The organism is Micrococcus sp. TA1, assembly GCF_014199555.1.
Lineage (GTDB): Bacteria > Actinomycetota > Actinomycetes > Actinomycetales > Micrococcaceae > Citricoccus.
On record NZ_JACHNW010000001.1, the window covers coordinates 985120 to 1001314 of the forward strand.

At 60.9% G+C, this 16195-nt stretch carries 16 protein-coding genes; all 16 read right to left on the minus strand.

All coding sequences use genetic code 11. The features are described 5' to 3' along the window. Window positions 1–13: 13 nt before the first annotated feature. Window positions 14–532: a hypothetical protein gene (locus GGQ69_RS04155; RefSeq protein WP_183524974.1), complete on the minus strand. Its 519-nt coding sequence runs from the start codon at window positions 530–532 to the stop codon at window positions 14–16. A gap of 11 nt (window positions 533–543) precedes the next feature. After that, on the minus strand, window positions 544–1548 hold the full coding sequence (locus tag GGQ69_RS04160) for a hypothetical protein (protein WP_183524977.1): 1005 nt from the start codon (window positions 1546–1548) through the stop codon (window positions 544–546). 3 nt (window positions 1549–1551) lie between these two features. Further along, entirely contained in the window at window positions 1552–2640 is a 1089-nt protein-coding gene (locus GGQ69_RS04165) for a hypothetical protein (RefSeq protein WP_183524980.1), read from the minus strand. Window positions 2641–3611: 971 nt separating this feature from the next. Next, window positions 3612–6506, minus strand: coding sequence for a peptidoglycan DD-metalloendopeptidase family protein (locus tag GGQ69_RS04170; protein WP_221243343.1), 2895 nt, complete (start codon window positions 6504–6506; stop codon window positions 3612–3614). Window positions 6507–6515: 9 nt separating this feature from the next. Continuing rightward, on the minus strand, window positions 6516–6815 hold the full coding sequence (locus GGQ69_RS04180; protein ID WP_183524983.1) for a hypothetical protein: 300 nt from the start codon (window positions 6813–6815) through the stop codon (window positions 6516–6518). Between the two features lie 140 nt (window positions 6816–6955). Further along, window positions 6956–7303 carry a hypothetical protein gene (locus GGQ69_RS04185; RefSeq protein WP_183524986.1) on the minus strand — a complete coding sequence of 116 codons (348 nt, stop codon included), beginning with the start codon at window positions 7301–7303 and terminating at the stop codon, window positions 6956–6958. A 30-nt stretch (window positions 7304–7333) separates the two neighbouring features. Beyond that, a complete protein-coding gene (locus tag GGQ69_RS04190; RefSeq protein ID WP_183524989.1) occupies window positions 7334–7480 on the minus strand; it encodes a hypothetical protein in 147 nt (48 codons plus the stop codon). 78 nt (window positions 7481–7558) lie between these two features. Next, entirely contained in the window at window positions 7559–8230 is a 672-nt protein-coding gene (locus GGQ69_RS04195) for a hypothetical protein (protein WP_183524992.1), read from the minus strand. A gap of 54 nt (window positions 8231–8284) precedes the next feature. Continuing rightward, window positions 8285–8701: a hypothetical protein gene (locus GGQ69_RS04200; protein ID WP_183524995.1), complete on the minus strand. Its 417-nt coding sequence runs from the start codon at window positions 8699–8701 to the stop codon at window positions 8285–8287. Between the two features lie 1267 nt (window positions 8702–9968). Next, window positions 9969–10892, minus strand: a complete 924-nt coding sequence (locus GGQ69_RS04205; protein WP_183524998.1) for a phage major capsid protein — start codon at window positions 10890–10892, stop codon at window positions 9969–9971. A 29-nt stretch (window positions 10893–10921) separates the two neighbouring features. After that, the gene (locus GGQ69_RS04210; RefSeq protein WP_183525001.1) at window positions 10922–11422 is read right to left on the minus strand and encodes a DUF4355 domain-containing protein; all 501 of its coding nucleotides are present in this window, start codon (window positions 11420–11422) and stop codon (window positions 10922–10924) included. 75 nt (window positions 11423–11497) lie between these two features. Beyond that, window positions 11498–12400 (minus strand): hypothetical protein, encoded by a 903-nt coding sequence (locus GGQ69_RS04215; RefSeq protein ID WP_183525004.1) that lies wholly within the window; start codon window positions 12398–12400, stop codon window positions 11498–11500. Then, the gene (locus GGQ69_RS04220; protein WP_183525007.1) at window positions 12397–13944 is read right to left on the minus strand and encodes a hypothetical protein; all 1548 of its coding nucleotides are present in this window, start codon (window positions 13942–13944) and stop codon (window positions 12397–12399) included. Before GGQ69_RS04220 ends, GGQ69_RS04215 begins: the two co-directional genes overlap by 4 nt. Beyond that, window positions 13938–15425: a terminase gene (locus tag GGQ69_RS04225; RefSeq protein WP_183525010.1), complete on the minus strand. Its 1488-nt coding sequence runs from the start codon at window positions 15423–15425 to the stop codon at window positions 13938–13940. Before GGQ69_RS04225 ends, GGQ69_RS04220 begins: the two co-directional genes overlap by 7 nt. Next, window positions 15373–15663, minus strand: a complete 291-nt coding sequence (locus GGQ69_RS04230) for a hypothetical protein (protein ID WP_183525013.1) — start codon at window positions 15661–15663, stop codon at window positions 15373–15375. The genes GGQ69_RS04225 and GGQ69_RS04230 overlap by 53 nt, the downstream gene beginning before the upstream one ends. Before the next feature lie 137 nt (window positions 15664–15800). Then, window positions 15801–16112: an HNH endonuclease gene (locus GGQ69_RS16785; protein WP_183525016.1), complete on the minus strand. Its 312-nt coding sequence runs from the start codon at window positions 16110–16112 to the stop codon at window positions 15801–15803. Window positions 16113–16195: the final 83 nt, after the last annotated feature.

Below are 16195 nucleotides of genomic sequence, written 5' to 3' on the forward strand. Positions count from 1 at the left end.
GGTTTGCCCCCTCTTACGGGCCGAATGTGACGGTGGTGCCGTTGTCGATCATCTGCGCACCACTGGCACCGGGCAGGGAGGCGAGCCACTGAAGTTCGGTGCCCACGAACCCGTTATCCACAGCCAACTGGTAGGCGGACTTCCCAGCGGTCTGCTGTGCGAGCACCCGCAACGTCTCAGCCTCAGCGGCCGCCTGCTGTGCCGCCACTGCCGCCGCCTCAGCCTCCGGGGTAGACGGGCCCATATCACCCGGCTCACCCTTTGGGCCGAACAGTGGGGTGGTGGTCACCAGGATGCGCTGCAAATCGCCGGACACGAACCGGACGGAAGGGTGGTCGTCCACATAGAACGTCGGCAGGAACCCGGTGCGTGGGTTGGCGGACAGGGTGATAGGTTCCCCAATGTCATCCACCGGGGTTAGGGGGGTCACCAGTTCAACGTCGGACTCCGCATAAATCTGGCCCACACCAGCCGCAACAGTCATCGTGTCCACGTCCAGGGCGATCATCTCTTGGTAGGCGTACCGTGCCATAGTTGGTCCTCCTACTGGACGAAGTAAGTCATACGGACAGAGCACTGCTCATCAGTGCGCCACGGCCACGTACTAGCAGGCCACGCATCCGGCTGGGCAATGTCAAACAAGAGTTCACCGGACGCCGGAACAAGACGCCAAGCAATCATGTTTTCCTGCGGCAGGACCAGCCGAGAGTTGAACTTGAACAACGGTTCCACGGTCTGCATCGAGTTGATCGACGCACCCACAGGCTGACCGCGACCCTCAGCCCCGATAGCGGGGACACCCATCTGCCGCCACCCGTAAGTGGTGGAGTAGTTCATGTTCGATCCGGTGCGCCGGTAGTCCACGGCGAGATCAACACGGCGGAGACCGTTGGGCATCCTCGTGACGGAGTACCCGCCGATAGATGAGAACCCTGTCTGGTTGGCGACACTGTGGAAGCTGACCTCACCACCGATAGCAACCCATTCGAGTGCGCCACCAACACCAAGCCGGCGCACCCACTGGGTACCGTTGATCTCCACGCTGGTCCCCGGGGAGGCCAGATAGTTCCGCACCATCAGACTGTTAGCGGTCATGCCACCCTCAGACGACCAAACACGCAGGTCTTCAATCTCCTGCACCGTCGTCTGGCCCGCCTGTACACGCACCAACGCAAGAGGCTGGTCCGGGTGGGAGGGGATCGAATCACGCGGGGGCAGGGTCTTCGCTGACACGCCCTCAATGGCTTCCAGGGTGGTCTGCCCGGTGGCAGGGTTCCGACGCAACACCACCAAATCCCAGCGCGACCCCGACGCAATCGCATTCAACTGAATCGTCGCGGCGGACGCCACCTCGTCAACAATGTTGTGCGCCCACGCAGTACCCGGCAGAACCCGAAGCATCCTGTCCCCGGTCGTGATCGTCACCTTCAAATGATCGGCACCCAACACCCCATACCGGGACGAGCCAACCATATTGAAATAGCGGGCACCAGACACCTCATCAATGGACCCCGCATAACCCAGACTCGTCACATTCAACGCGACCATGCTCTACCCCCTCTGTAGCACGGACAGGCTGCCCGCAAATCGTTTGATATACCGAAGCAACCTAATATCCGGGCTGTCACTTCGCTCGCCCACAATCGGGGTGATAGTCAGGCCGTTATCCCGGTTGGCGACGATCTGAACTTGTTTGATCTTGTCAGTAATCGGACCAGCAGCAGTCTCAATAGTCACAGTGTCCCCAAGCCGGTAATGCTCCCCATACTTGAACGTAGGCGTCTCAACAAGCTTGATTGACAGGCCGGACTTATCAGCGTCTTCCTGCAACTTCTCCTGACCACGGGAAGACAGGTCAGCGGCGTCCTCAATGTCGCGGGCGTCCACAAAGATTTCCTCCGGGAACCCGAAGTCACCCTCACGGATCGTGGACACATACGTTGCCAAAGCCCGGTTAGATCCCTCACCCTGACCGGCCACAAGGGTGCGGGTCGCGGCGAACCGTTCCTCATCCCAGTCATAGGAAACCAGCGTGCCCGACTCAACGGAGATGTCCTTACGGATCACCCTCGATTCGGCTACGTCCAACCGCCAGCCCGCCGCGATCTGCTCCACCGTCACCGTCAGGTTTGATGCGTCCAGGCGGGTCTGTAGCTTGTCCAAGATCGGCTCAAACCTGTACCCGACATTCACGAGCTGCCCGCGCCCCTTAGTGGGGGCAACGGTCAGGGGCAATCCAAGACGGGCCGCGTTCTGGGACGCCGCCTCCTTCAACACCGTCTCCAACGGAACGGACGTATACCGCTTATACGTCGGCTGATTCGTGGTATTCCCAGCAGGGTTAGTCCACGCCAACATGCGCGCCAAAATCCGCATATCAGACTCAAACCTGAAAGTAATCTGATCATCAGCCGGACCAGACCCCGACATGCCCACACGCGAACCCGAAAAATACTGCACCCCAGTCACATCATCAGTGACCGTGATCCGCGCCCCCTTCTCCCGCAACTGCTTAGCCTTCTTATGGGACGCCCGCACGGTCACCTCGCAGGCGGATACCCCGTTACGGATCAACGTGAGATCCACCGTGGAGTACCCGCCCACGCTGCCGAGGCGTTTGAAGGTCTTGTCATATGCCATTACTTGAAGCACAAGACCCCCTCACCAGGCACGAAAGTACCGTGGCACGAATGATGCTTTGACTGTGCCCGGACCATCCAAAGATAGATCCAGTTTCGTGGACCCCGCCGCAGGAATAGGCGCAAACTGATAAGACCCCAAAGAGTCCGTCACATCCACACCATTCCGGTACGCGAGTTGGTCTTGCGGGTCAGTGTTGATAGTCAACGTCTGCCCCTCCAACAACTCGCCCGGGAACGTCACCTCACGGCCACCAACCCCAAGGCGGATATTCGACGCCGGGCCCGTGACAGACCACAACACCCAGGCTTCAACATCGCCCGGGTTCGTGATCTCCGCAGAAGCAATCGACGTACCCGCACTAATCGCAAACGGGGGGGCACCAAGGCTGGGCTCATCAACAGGGCCGCCACCATAGAAACTGACCGGCGGCTCCTGCCCCCACGACTTCTCCACCGGCTCACTAGCAGTCCAAAAAGGGTCATCAGCAACAAGCTCAACCCCATACGACTGCCAACCAAACTTGTGCGGATCACGAGCAAACGAATGCCCACCATCCGACACAAACCGGCACCGAAGTTCCCGAGTCCCCGCGCTAGTAGTCACCCGCCAAGTACCAGGCCTACCGAAATGCATGGTCTGCCAAAACTTAGTATCAAGTTCCTGCCACTCAGCAGACCCGCCATCAGCAAACAAATACACCGGCCAAAACACCCTGCGCGGCTCAACAACCCCACCCGAATACGACTGCCCATGCACAAACGGCGAACCAGTGCGCACCCAGGCGGACTCCGAAGGCATACCCATACCCTCAGTGCCCGCCTGGGTCAGAAACACACCAGACCGCCAATCAGACAACCGGAACGTGTCACCATTCCAGCCAACCCACTCATGATCAGACCTCGCCCAAAAAGTGGTATTCACCGGAGGCGCTGGAGGTGGTGCGATATAAACAAACGTCACTTGTCCTCCTAGCCAATACCAGCAGCGAGCATGGCCCGCTTCCGGCCCATGTCGATCTGCGCAGTAATCTCACGCGGGTCATAACCGATATTCCCGTTGAAGTTGACCTCCATGCCCGTGCCACCACGAACCGCAGAATCCAACTTCCCGAGCTGATCCTTATTGAAGATCCACTCATCGGAACCAGTCTTGTTCAGCACCATGGACAGGCCCGGGGGAAGATTGCCGCCCTGATCCCGGAACAGATAGCCCGGGTTGACAGCGCGCCCGCCCATCAGTTCCTCAAAGTGCAAGTGAGGGCCCGTGGACCTGCCGGTGTTACCCGACCGGGCGATGGTCTGACCGGCCCGCACAGTCTGGCCAGGACGAGCAGTGAACCCGGACAAGTGCCCGTAGTACGTCTGTCGTCCGCCACCGTGACCCAGGATCATGCCCATACCCGTGCGGCCCGTCAACGCATTCCAACCAGCCTTCTGCACCACACCATTCCAGGCAGCACGAACCGCCGTACCAATCGGCACAGCAAGGTCAATACCCGAGTGAATACCACCCCAGCGACGACCGAAGCGAGACGTGATGGAACCACCAACCGGACGGAAGAAACCACTAGGGTCGCCCGTATAGTCGCCGCCGAACACGCCGCCCGCAGTGGCAGCCTTATCCTTGCCAAGCGCCCAATCAACCACCATCTTCGCGGCCTTAGACGCCGCACCCATGGCAAGCTGACCATTCCGCCCGAACCCGCCAAGGTAAGACTTCGCCTGACCCAACAGTGGGTCCAGAATGCCCTTAGCAAAGTCACCCAACTGGCCCACACCAGCCGCCAACTGATCCGTGCCCAGCAACCGCCCAAGACCCAACTGGTCCTTCAGGTAGTTGCCAGCAGCACCCCAGTTGAAACCATCACCCATCGGGGCCATAGCCTCACGCGGATTCCGGCCAGCAGCCTTCCGAGCCAACGACGGGTCAAGATCCTGACCAGCAGCCAGCATCTTCGCCGTCTCACGCGCCGTCGCCACGTATCCGTCACGGTCAGGGAAGATGAACTCCGGGCCGAACTCGCCCACGAGGTACGGTTTGCCCTCGCGGACGTTGCCGCCAGCAGCACGACGCCCGTAAGTCGTCACACCACCCGTGCCGCGAGAGTTGCCCTTACGGCTAGCGTCACCCATCGGGATAGGCGCGATCCGACCCAGCCGTTGCGTGGACCCAACAGCCTCAGCCACACCATCAAAAGCCTTCTTCAGGCCGTTGTTCCAAACCGTGTTGATGACCCAGTTGATCGGCTCAGCAAATAGCTTCTTCAGCCGAGTCCACACATCACCGATGATCTGCACGCCGCGCTCAATCTTCGGCGCAACATGCTCGGTGATGAACCGGCCAAGCGCATCAAAGACCGGCTTGATGATGTTGTTCCAGGTGTCGCGGATGAACCCGCCGACCTTCTCAAAAGTCGGCCTGATGTGCTTTTCCCAGAACGCCCGAATAATCGGAATCAGGACACGGTGAAGAATGTCATGCATCAGCAGGAACGTGGGACGAATCACGCCTTCCCAGACGCCCTTGATCCGCTCGCCGATCCACCCGAAAACCGGCTGAATGACGTTCTGCCAAAACCCCGTAACAACCGGTATCAAAGTGTTCGTGATGAAGTCAGACAGCGACCGGAACACCGGCTGAATCACATTCTCCCACGCCCAAGCAATCGCCTTCTGAATACCAGCCCACGCCGCATTCACTCCATCGCGGAACCAAGTCACATTGTTGTACGCCCACACGGCGGCACCCACAAGAGCACCAATCGCCGCGACCACCAGCATGATCGGATTAGCGAGCAAAGCGGCATTCAGCAGCACAATCGCGCCAGCCACGTTCTTCACCCAACCGACCACACCCATGACCGTCTGGTAAAGCGCAAACCCCGCCATGAGGCCAGCCACCGCAGTAGCCACAAGGGTGATCGGCTCACGGTTCTCCCGCACCCAATCCCCGAAGTCACGAAGCGCGGGCAGCGCTGTCCCGGTGAGCCAGTCCCCGAGATTCACGAGGGCCTGGCCTAGCCGCTCGCCAATGACCTTGCCCAGTTCCTCAACCGGACCCATCCAGCCCTGGAAGGCGTTGAAGAACTCCTTGATCTTGGGGTACACGCCTTCAAGCAGGTTCGCGCCAAACCGGCCAATAGCAGCCATGCTGTTCTTGAACGCGCCCTGCAACGTCTCGCCCGACTTCGCAGCAGCACCGCCCAAGCCGTCCTCCATGGCGGCACGGAACGTCTCAAAGTTGATCTTGCCCTCAGAGGCGAGCTTGTAGGTTTCCTCAGCGGACACGCCAAGTTCCTCAGCGAGCATCTGCACAATCGGGATGCCCATGTCCGCAAGCTGGGCGATAGTGTCACCCTGGATCTTGCCCGACGCGGCCACCTTCCCAAACACAGCCCCCATGGAACTCATGTCGGTCCCAGCAATCGTGGCAGCATCACCCACCAGCCGGAGAACGCCCTCAAGCTCCTTTCCCGGCTTGATGCCCGAAGCCACAACCTGAGCAGCCACCGTAGCGGCCTCATCCATACCAAACGCGGTGCCCTTCACAGCATCCAGAGCGTTCGTCATGATCGCCTCAACAGTCTCAGCATCATTGCCGAGACCCGACAGCTTCGCACGCGCATTCTCAATCGCAGTCAGACGACCGAACCCCTTAGTCAGGGCCACACCCAGACCAGCAACCGCAGCCGCACCACCAGCCATGGTGGCACCCTTCAGCGCACCACCAAGCCGGGAACCCATCGACCGGCCAGCCTGCTCACCAGCCTTAGCGGACTGGCCGTCAAGCTGCTTCCCTACGGACTTCTGAAACCCCGACAGGCTCGGAGTGAGCAGGACCTCATGAACGCCGATGACTGCCACAGAGGCCCCCTAAATATAAGATTCGTCAAACCCGAGCTTCCCTAGGAAGTCCACGGTCCATTCGCGTTCCAACCGCTCAACAGCGGCATCAATCTCCGTGCGCGGGGCCGGGAACGGCTTCATCTCGCCCGGCTTGCCCCCGTTGGCTTGGATCAACACGGCACGCATCATGCGCGTCTCGTGGATCAACTCACGGAGCATGTGCGCGGTCAGATCAAACTCGGACACACGCGGCGACCACTCGGCAGATTCGTCGGCACCCAGGCGAGCCTTCGCCAACGTGTCCGCTTCCTCCGGGTCATTCACCATCGCCTCATACAAACGGGAGGCCGATGGGAGTTGGTCAATAACGTCTAGTAAGGCTCGGACGCGGCCATTCTCTAGCCACTCAGAGAGGTCCACCCCGAACCCCAGCAAGTCTGTGCGGAGTTCGGGGCGGTACTTCTCTATCAGGCGTCCGAGCCGCCACCTTCCCCCGGCGTGCCGTAATGACGCTCATAGTGGTCATTCGCGGCCGCAATGATCTGCATGAGCTGGTGAAGGGTGAACTTCTGGGCCCGCAGCTTCTCCAGGTCACCATCCGACAGCCACAGTTTCAGGGCAGGCCACACGCCGGCCCGCTGCGGGTTGTTCAACTCATTCAGCAGGGCCTCAGATGCCTCGGAGTCCATGCCGTTGTAGAAGTCGGGGAAGGTGACCCGCTTGCCGCCATCCAGCCCAAGGATGAAAGGCTCTGGTGCCTTCGTGGATTCCTTCAGCTTGGCAAGGGTCAGGTGGACAGTCGGCTTGTCAGCCATGGTGTTGCCTCCGGGTGTGAGGTGGTTGGGTTACTTGCTGTCGGTCTTCTGGGCGTCGGCCTTGCGCACTTCAGCGGTGCGGGCCTTCTGCTCCTTGAAACCTTCCGAGCGCAGACGTGCGGCCTCGCGGGGAATGCTGGTCTCGACGGTGATACCGTCCTTCTCAAAGCGCGGCATGATGCCTCCTAAGTCGTTGGTCCGGGTGTCAGGGGAGGGGCGGGCGGTCACACCCGGAGGACCGCCCGCCCCGGTCTGTTACGGGGTGACGGGGGCGGCAGTGAAGCCGAGGTCAGCAGCAGCAGCCACAGCGCCCGTGCCCGCGATGTAGTGACGCACCGGGACGCCGATCTCGTCATCCGTGTAGACATCCAGGGTGATCTCGGTGGACACGGCACCCTCGCGGCCCCAGGTCTCAGAGCCGCCGTTGGCGAGCTTCACGAGGCCATAGCCGCGCCCCATGATCCAGTTGTCGGAGGTTGCGCCGTCCGAACCGATCACGAGCAGCCGGTACTCTGCGTCCACGGGAAGGTCCGGCTCGTCCACGACGATCTCGCCCGTGGTGGTGTTCTGGGTGACGGCAGACAGGTCGGTGCCCAGGGTCAGCTCCAGCATGTGCCGGCGGCCCTTCTCCAGGGCGGTGAAGGACACCTGACGGGGCACGGTGGTCACGTCAGAGCGCACCGGGGACGCGTAACCCAGTGCGTCGATATTCTCCTTCTCCACCTCTCGGGAGAAGCTGTAGCCGTCCGGAGAGATGAGGCCAACGGGCTTCCATCCGGCGGTCTCGAAGTCCATGAGCGTGCCGGAGACGTAGAGCGAATCCGGGAGGGCGACGGACTTCGGGGCGAGCAGTGCGACCGCCTTCTGGATCTTGCGAACAAGGTTGCGGTTATCCGCGCCCTGCTGAATCGTGTCAAACGTGGGCATGAGAATCAGACCCCTTCCAAGGGTTTGTGTTGTGTGAACGGACCCCAGTGGGGGCTATAGCGGGCGGGTTACCACTTCTAAGGTGCAGACCGCCCGGTCGATGTTGTCGGAGTTGTAAGCGGAATCAGTTGGGGCAGGCGCGTTGATGACCCGCACGGAATCGAGATAACCAGACGGTGTTTCAATGCCGTACCCGAGGATGGATGCGCGCACGGATTCGAGAACATCCAGGGACTTAGCACCCGCCCGCGCATAACAGGCGAGGGTGAGGCGGTCGGCGCGGTCAAGGTAACCCTCAGTGCCACCCTGCGTCAGTTGCAGGTGGATCACCGGCAGCGGCCCCTTGAGCCCACCCTGTGCGGTGGCCTGTAGGTGGTACTGGACAGTTACCGTCTCGCCCGCGTGCGTGGTCCCATGAATCAGGTCACGCAAACAATCCCTGGTGTCCGGAAAAACCATGACACTACTCACGCGGCGACCTCCTAGCCATCTTCTCGGCAGTCTCAACCAGCGTCCGGTCCCGCACGTCCTTCCAATGGTTCTCCACCGTGTAAACCGACGCCCCAGCACGAAGCTCGTTGTCATACCCGAACCGGATAGGATCAGCCCCCATACGAACCATCTGCGGGCGCGTGTCATACGTTGCCCGACCCTCAGCATTAGCGGCAGCAGCAATAGGCCGGGCAGCAGCCTCAACAGCACGCCCAACCTCAGCAGACCGCATCATCTCAGCCACCCCATCAGGGGCCGCACGATACGACCTAACGCCCGGAACCTTACGAGTACGCATCACGCACGCTCCAAAGGAACCTCAGAGCCATAGGGCCACTGGAAGGGCTTACCGTTGACGGCCCAATCCCCAGCGTTCAGGTTCCCCTCGGCAACCACAATGCGGTCAGTGGGCAAATACTGAAACGTGGGGTCCGGGTCATACAGGGTCAGCGTGGTCTCAACCAGGCTGGACGCAGCGTTAGCCTCCACTGTGGTGCCCTTGCCGATAAGCACCCCGGGCCGCTCGTGCTGTTCCTCTGGTCGCAACTCGCCCCATTCGTCACGGCCCCCGCCACGCACTACCGTGACCGGGACTTTCCAGGACTCTGGCAGCCCATCGAACGGGGATCGCATTAGGGCCCGCCGATCAGATCAAACGTGAACGACTCGCCCGGACGAGTACCAGACAACGCAGCCTCATCAGCGGGAGACAGGACCAGCTTGCCGGGGGAGTCCCCGCCGAACGTCTGCGAACTCGAATAAGGCCCCGTAGCCGTCTGAATACTCCGCATCCCCTCCGGGTTGCGGAACACCTCAGTGACCATCGCAACAACGACATCAACCACCATGTCCCGAAGGTCAGTGGTCGGTGGTTCCAAGTCACTCTCAACGTCCATCCTCAACTGAAGATCCGGGACGCTACGGCGGATCAACCGCTCAGCACGATCAATCCAAACTTGCACCTTCTCCTCATCGGTCGGCGCGTTCTTCCCAACCCACGAATCAATGACATCTGCGGGAGTAGCCCAGGACATCACGCCCCCTTACTGGCGGCGACGCGCCTGACTGCGCTTCACCGGCTTGTCATCAGTGGTGTCTTCCGACTTGGCTTCAGGCTTCTCGGCTGCCGCCTTGCGAGCCGGGCGGGCCTCAGCATCAGCCGAGACCCAGCCCAGGGACTGGTAGCGAGCCGCAAGGTCACCCTCACAGCTCACCACCAGTCCCGTGCCGGGATTGCGAAGCCTCATCAGGTGTTGTCAGTGACCTTCACGAAGGCCTCGGCGTCGTTCAGCAGCCACCCGTACTCAGCCTCAGCGCGGATAGCAACCAGGTTGTGCTCCCACAGGGAAGTCAGGGTGCCGTTGATGGTGACGGTGGCCTCAGTGGAAACGTCGTAGGTGATGCCACCTACCGCGCCCCACACGGCCTGCGACCAGTCGCCCGCGTAGCCGACGATGCCGCCCGTGTTCGGGGTACCCTCAACAACATCCGTGCCGATGCCCTCGCCGTACAGAGCACGACGGTTCAGCAGGCGGCCACCCTGGAGGGAAGTGTCCTCGTAGGTAGCATCCACGAACAGGGGGCGGCCCTGAAGATCAACAGCACCGTTCAGGGTCGGCTCGGCAACCGGGTCAAACGCCCAGCCGGTCAGCTTCTTCCGGTCGTCCACCAACAGCTTCAGGGCACCGTTCAGGTCCCCGTAGATGCCGCCCGACGCCTGAGCGGTAGTGCCCAGCTCGATGGACTTGGTGGTGGCGTCGATGTTGTTTCCCGCGCCGAACGGGGAATCGGTGCCGTGCAGGACAGCCGAGTCAAAGGCGATAGCGAAAGCCTCGGCGATCTGGTCACGGAACAGGGACACGTAGTTGCCCGGGTTGGCTCGCACAACCTCGGCGGAGACAACCGTGATTGCCGCGATCTTGTGAGGCTTGATGGACTTCAGGCCCAGCGACCCCGAAGTGGTCGGCTTCTGGCCGCCCTCGGCAACCCACGAAGCAGTGGGCTTCGAGGTGACGACCGGGATCTCCTGGCCGTTGATGCCCAGCGGCACCCGACGGGTCAGAGACTGGGCAATGGACAGGCGGGACGCCTGCGTGAAGTAGTTCTCGGCTTCGGCGGGCTTCAGGAACCCGGCGAACTCGGAAGTGTTAGTTGCGGCAGTCTGTGCCATGATCTCTCCTCAGAGATAGTGCGGGGAAGCTAGGCGATTCCCAGCTTCTTTTTGAGCGCGTCTTCAATGCCGCTACCGTTCAGGGCCAGCGTTTCCGACCCGTCGCCGTCGAGATTCACCCGGTACGAAACCCCGGGCTTCTGCTCAGCGGCAGTGGCCTTGTCGATCAGCTCGCGGGCCTTCTTTGCGGAAGCCTTGAACTCATCAGGGGTGTTGCCATGCACCAGATCCTGGTACTCGGCGGGCACCCCGGCTTCAGCGATGGCAGCAAGCCGCGCATTCTCACGCTGTGCCTGCTCCGCTCGCCCGGCCAGTTCGTCAAGCTGCGCCTGGAGCCGCTGCGTTTCCGTCAGCTTCTCCGCTTCGAGCTGGTCAAACTTCTCAGCCCGCGCCTTCACGTCGCCGTAATCAGCGAACTTGGCCCGCTCCCTGCTGACTCGATCCGCGATGATGCGGTTCAGGTCATCCTGGGAGGTGATCGGCTTGAAGTCGGACTGGCCGCCCTCTGGCGCGGCAGATTCCTCGCTCATGGTGTTTCCTTTCCGTAAGCCCGTCGGCACTAACCAGACCGTTGACCGCCGTCTGTATCGCGTAGATTTTGTGGGCTACTTGACGCCCAAGGATTCGCGCATTTCAGCGACGATCCTGTTACGACGCTGCTTGTCAGAAAGCACGTCGCCACCCTCATCAACCCACTCGTAAAGGTTGTGCCGATTTCCGGCAGTGTCCATGTAGGAGATGACGTTTCGCTCGACGTTCTTACCCGTCGCCTTATAGGCATCGGCGTAAGCGTCGTAATACTTTTCCGCAGTCGCCTGAAGCTCGGCCTCATTCTTGTCAGTCAGAATGACCACCTTGCACCGGCAATGGTCGTGGAAGTCCTCGCCTATGCGCTGAGACCCACGGGGCTTGATTCCCCTGCCTCGGCCCTTAGAGCCACGCCCACGGCCCTGCCCGACGGGGACGCCACGGCCAACGACTTTTCCGCCCGTCTCCGCCGTATAGGCCGCCCCACGGGACGCCAGCATTCCGCAGAACGCACAGCAGCCTGGGCGGGGGACACGTTGCGCTGACAGGCCGCCGCCCTGGAGTTCCGCGTTGCCGATCATCGTGTCAGCAGCAGCTTCAGTCAGCGCCTTCGTAAGCCCCCCAGAGACCAGCGAGAACATCAACGCCGCCCCACCCTGCTCGAGCACCGAGCCACGCGCACCCCAGCCGGCCAGAGCGTGCCAACGCGACCGCTCCACCCCGTCCAACGTCTCCGGCGCAATCGGATTACGGATCTCCTGCATGACCTGAAGCTCCGCAAAGAACTGTGCAGACACCAACGACGATGCCCCCACATACTCGTCACCGAGCAGCGGCAACAGGTCCATCAGTGCCTCGCGTTGGACCTCAGGCGGCTCGCCCTCAACGGCCCTAAGCAAGCGGTCCAGGTCCGCCAAAGCGGCAACGCTGAGCTGATCCAACAAGGTTGAATAGCCCAGCGTTGCGCTATAGGGGATCACTGTTCCTCCGGCTGCTTGATCGTGATGGGCTGGCCCGGGATGAACGTTACGCCCTCCAGGCCAACAAGCCGGGCCGCGTTGTTAGCGTCCACGCCGGCGCGCCTAAGGACGCCAAGCGCATCAGCCTTGGCCTTCATGACCTCAGCCTGCTCCAGCTCGTTAGGCGGGCCTCCAGCGGCGGCAGCGTCATCAACACGACCAGCGACCTGCCCAGCAGCCACACGCTCCATGAACCCGGAAATCGACGCCTTACGCAGATCCGACTTCAACCGGACAATCTGCTCACGCGAGAACCCTGCATACTCCAAACCAACCTCAGACTCAGCAAGACCCGGAATGTGCGGGGCAAGCTGACCGAACGCCACAGCCTTATCAGTCGGGGACACAGTGCCCACAGGGGTAAAGACCGCAGACAGGTTAGACAGGCCCTCGGGCCGCTCACCATCGCGCCACTCAATCGCCATAGACAGGGCACTAACCGCACCCTCACCCCACGACTTGTTAGCGTTCGTGGCATCCACCAGCAGGTCTTCCTTGGCGGCATAAATGGCCTGCGCAGATGAGGGGTTGTCCTGGATGATCCCCAGCGAAGACAGCGCCACCCGCTGGTCACCAGCGAACAGGGAAGCCCACATCCGAAGATGCGAAATGTGAGCCTCTGGGGAAGCCCCCTCAAACCGCTTCACGTCCGGGACTTCCTGCGTCGTCGGATCTTCCGTCAGTCCGAACACGCGACCCATGACCGCCTTGAACCGGTTGTTGCCGGAGAACGCCTTAGCGTCCGCGCCCATCAGCCAATACTGCGGGCCGGCGTAGCCCTCGCCCTGCACCTCAGACCGGACGATGGTGCGCAACGCGGAATCCGTGTAATACATGGCAGGCCGGGTAATCCGGGAATGCCCAAAGGGTCGCTTCAGGGTCGGCTTGTGCGGCAACGCGGCGACCGACACGCGGCCCAGCGGATTGCCGAACCGCTCCACCGAGATTCGGCCAGACGGCATCACCTGCACCCGCACGATCTTCTCGTGCAAGTACATTGCCAGATCCACCGGGCGGCCATCCCGGATCTCCAAGACGGCCAGATAAGCGCCCACTTCCATGCGCTGCTTATCCCAGATAGCAGCAGACATGTCGGCAAGCTGTGGACGAATCCGCAACCCGTCCTCCATGGCGTCCACCGTCAAGAACGAGCACGAATGGATAGCCGAAGACAGCGTGGCACCAGAGAAGAACTGAAGGAACTTCGAGTCAGCCACAATCTCGTCAATCCCAAATGGGTCTTCATCGCCTTCCGTGGAGACGAAACCCTCTAGGATGGATCGGTCAGTCAGGGCGCGCACGCCCGTCTCAACCCAGCCCATGACCGGGCCAATCTTCATCAGCAGCTCGGGCGGAATAGCAATGCCCAAATCGACAAAGGCGTTCTTGCCGTCAAAGTAGACCTGCCGAAGAACGTTCCGAGGCTGCTTAGCCTCGTACACTTCCAGCAGCTTATTCAGGACAAGCGATTCCTCTTGCGTGAGGCCGTTAGGTGAAATCAGCACACCACCACGCTCCCTCCGCTGCTGGCTTCCTTAGATGGGCGACGCCCGAACTTGACCGCCCCAAAATGGGCGCAGGTCACTGACATAATCTGAGTGAGGTCAACATCCAGGTCATCGCGGGTAAAAGCCCACGCGCCTGCCTTGCCGACCGGCTTCTTAGTGGCACCGGCCACCGAAGCGTCCAACTGCTCCTGGCCGTAATGAGTCACCGCGCCCTCTCGCACGGCGTCATGGAGCCCCATGCAAGCCTGCGAGAACTCCGACGCAGACAGCACCCGCACCAAGCACTTCTTCTCCTTCAACGGAGCCTCAAACGTACGGGCAGGACTATAAGCATCAATGACCACCGGAGTGCGGCGACGAGCCATCTTCTGAATCCACTTCACAAGCTCATCCGTGCCCGCCTCAGTGAAAGACTCAGTTTCCGCAACCTCCAGGTGCAACCCGTCCGGCGTCCACAAAGCCAACGACACCGACAACCAAGTACGCTCATGGTTCATATCGAGGCCAACAGCCGCAATCGGCCAATCATCAGACGGATTCTCGATAAGGCAGTCTTCCCACGCGCCCGGAGGAAACGCCGTCTTACGAGACGCCATCTCATCCCAGACACCCAACGCCTCACGACGGAAACTGTCATCAGTCAACCGCCGCCTCATGCGCATCATCGCGGCCTCATTAGTCCGGGCCGGGTACGAAGGGTTAGCCTTCGCCCACTGCTCACGGTCGTCAGGGTCCGCCTTACGATCCGCACTGAACTCCACATACAGCGCATCCGGCGCTTCACCGGACAGGGCCGCACGCCTCGCGTCCTCGAAAATCTCAGACGGGTCAATAGGCTTAGGCGGCGTCCCAATCATGAACGTCAACGCATTCTTGGCCGCGTTCTGGGCCGGCACCATGTCATCCACAGCCCGCTCAGTGAGGATCTGCGCCTCGTCAAAGACCACAATGTCTAGCTCAGCGAAACCACGGCCAAAGCCACGCTCACGAGCACCGAACACCACGCGAGACCCATTGCGGAACTCAATGGTCTGTTCAGAGCCGTTATCCGCGATCCGAGCAATATGCCGGTCCATCTTCGGCCCCGACGCCATCGACTTCATACCGCCGAACGTCTCATCAGCAGTAGAAGCCCGGTGCGCCGTCCATACCGCCGTCAGATCGTCATGAATGATGCACAGAGCAAAAACAATCCAACCGATCATGTAAGTCTTGCCGACCTGCCGAGGGATGCTGGCCGCAACCCCACCAACCGAAGTTGCATACTGACCATCGGCAGTCTTAGACAAAGCCAACTGAGCAAATCCAGCCTGCCAGTCATCAAACCCAATACCCAGCTCGGCCAACGTCTCACGCACAGCAGGCCAGCCCGTCGAGACAATCCCCTCAGGGATCACCACATGACGGGCAATATCAGAAAGCTTCCTAGACGGCGGTCGGGTCGAACGCCTCATCGGGGGAGTCAGCAGCTTGGTCAAGCTCATCCCCCTCTTCAGCACCCTGGAGATCGTGGATCTCCTTCGACAAATCCCGGTACTGACGGATCAAGGCAGCCAGCGCAGGACCAGCAGTGTTCGGGTCATCAATACGACGGGCAGCCACACGCCGCATAGCAACAAGCTCCTGCAAGTGACTGCCAGTGTCAGCCGCCTGCTCAACAGAAAGGATCGGGGTAGCGGCCCCATCATCATCAACAAGCACTTCTTGAATAGCCATGAAACCACCTTCCTAAATCCTATTCCTGACGAAAAAACGGCATGAGTGAAAATGGCACTATGCCGGAGGCGGGCCTGTGGTGGGGGGCGGGGGGATGGTGGCCCGGTCGTTCAGACTTTTCCAGCGTTGTCAACACTTCATCGCCATTGCCGTGAAGTTTTCAACGGTTTCATGCGTTCGACGCGGTAGTCTGTCAAGTCTTTGTTGCCGCGTTGTTGGTTGCAGAGTCGGTGTGCTAAGCGGCAGTTGGTCCGGTCGTAGGGTGAGCCGCCCTTGGACACGGGAACCACCTCGTCTACCTCGGGCGAGTCGGGGAAGCCGTGTGGAAGGCTGGTGTCTACTGGGTGTCCGCATAGCCAGCAGTGGGTCTCTTCGCGCATGACCCGTGCTCTGATCTTGTCGCGGAGGGTTCCGTTGGACCGGCGTGGGTTTGCCTTGGGGGTAGCCATTGCGTATCGGTCACCCCTATTAATCCGTACTGGCCTGCGCGTATGATCAGCGCATGTCTTATCGCACCCGGTTAGCCTTTGCC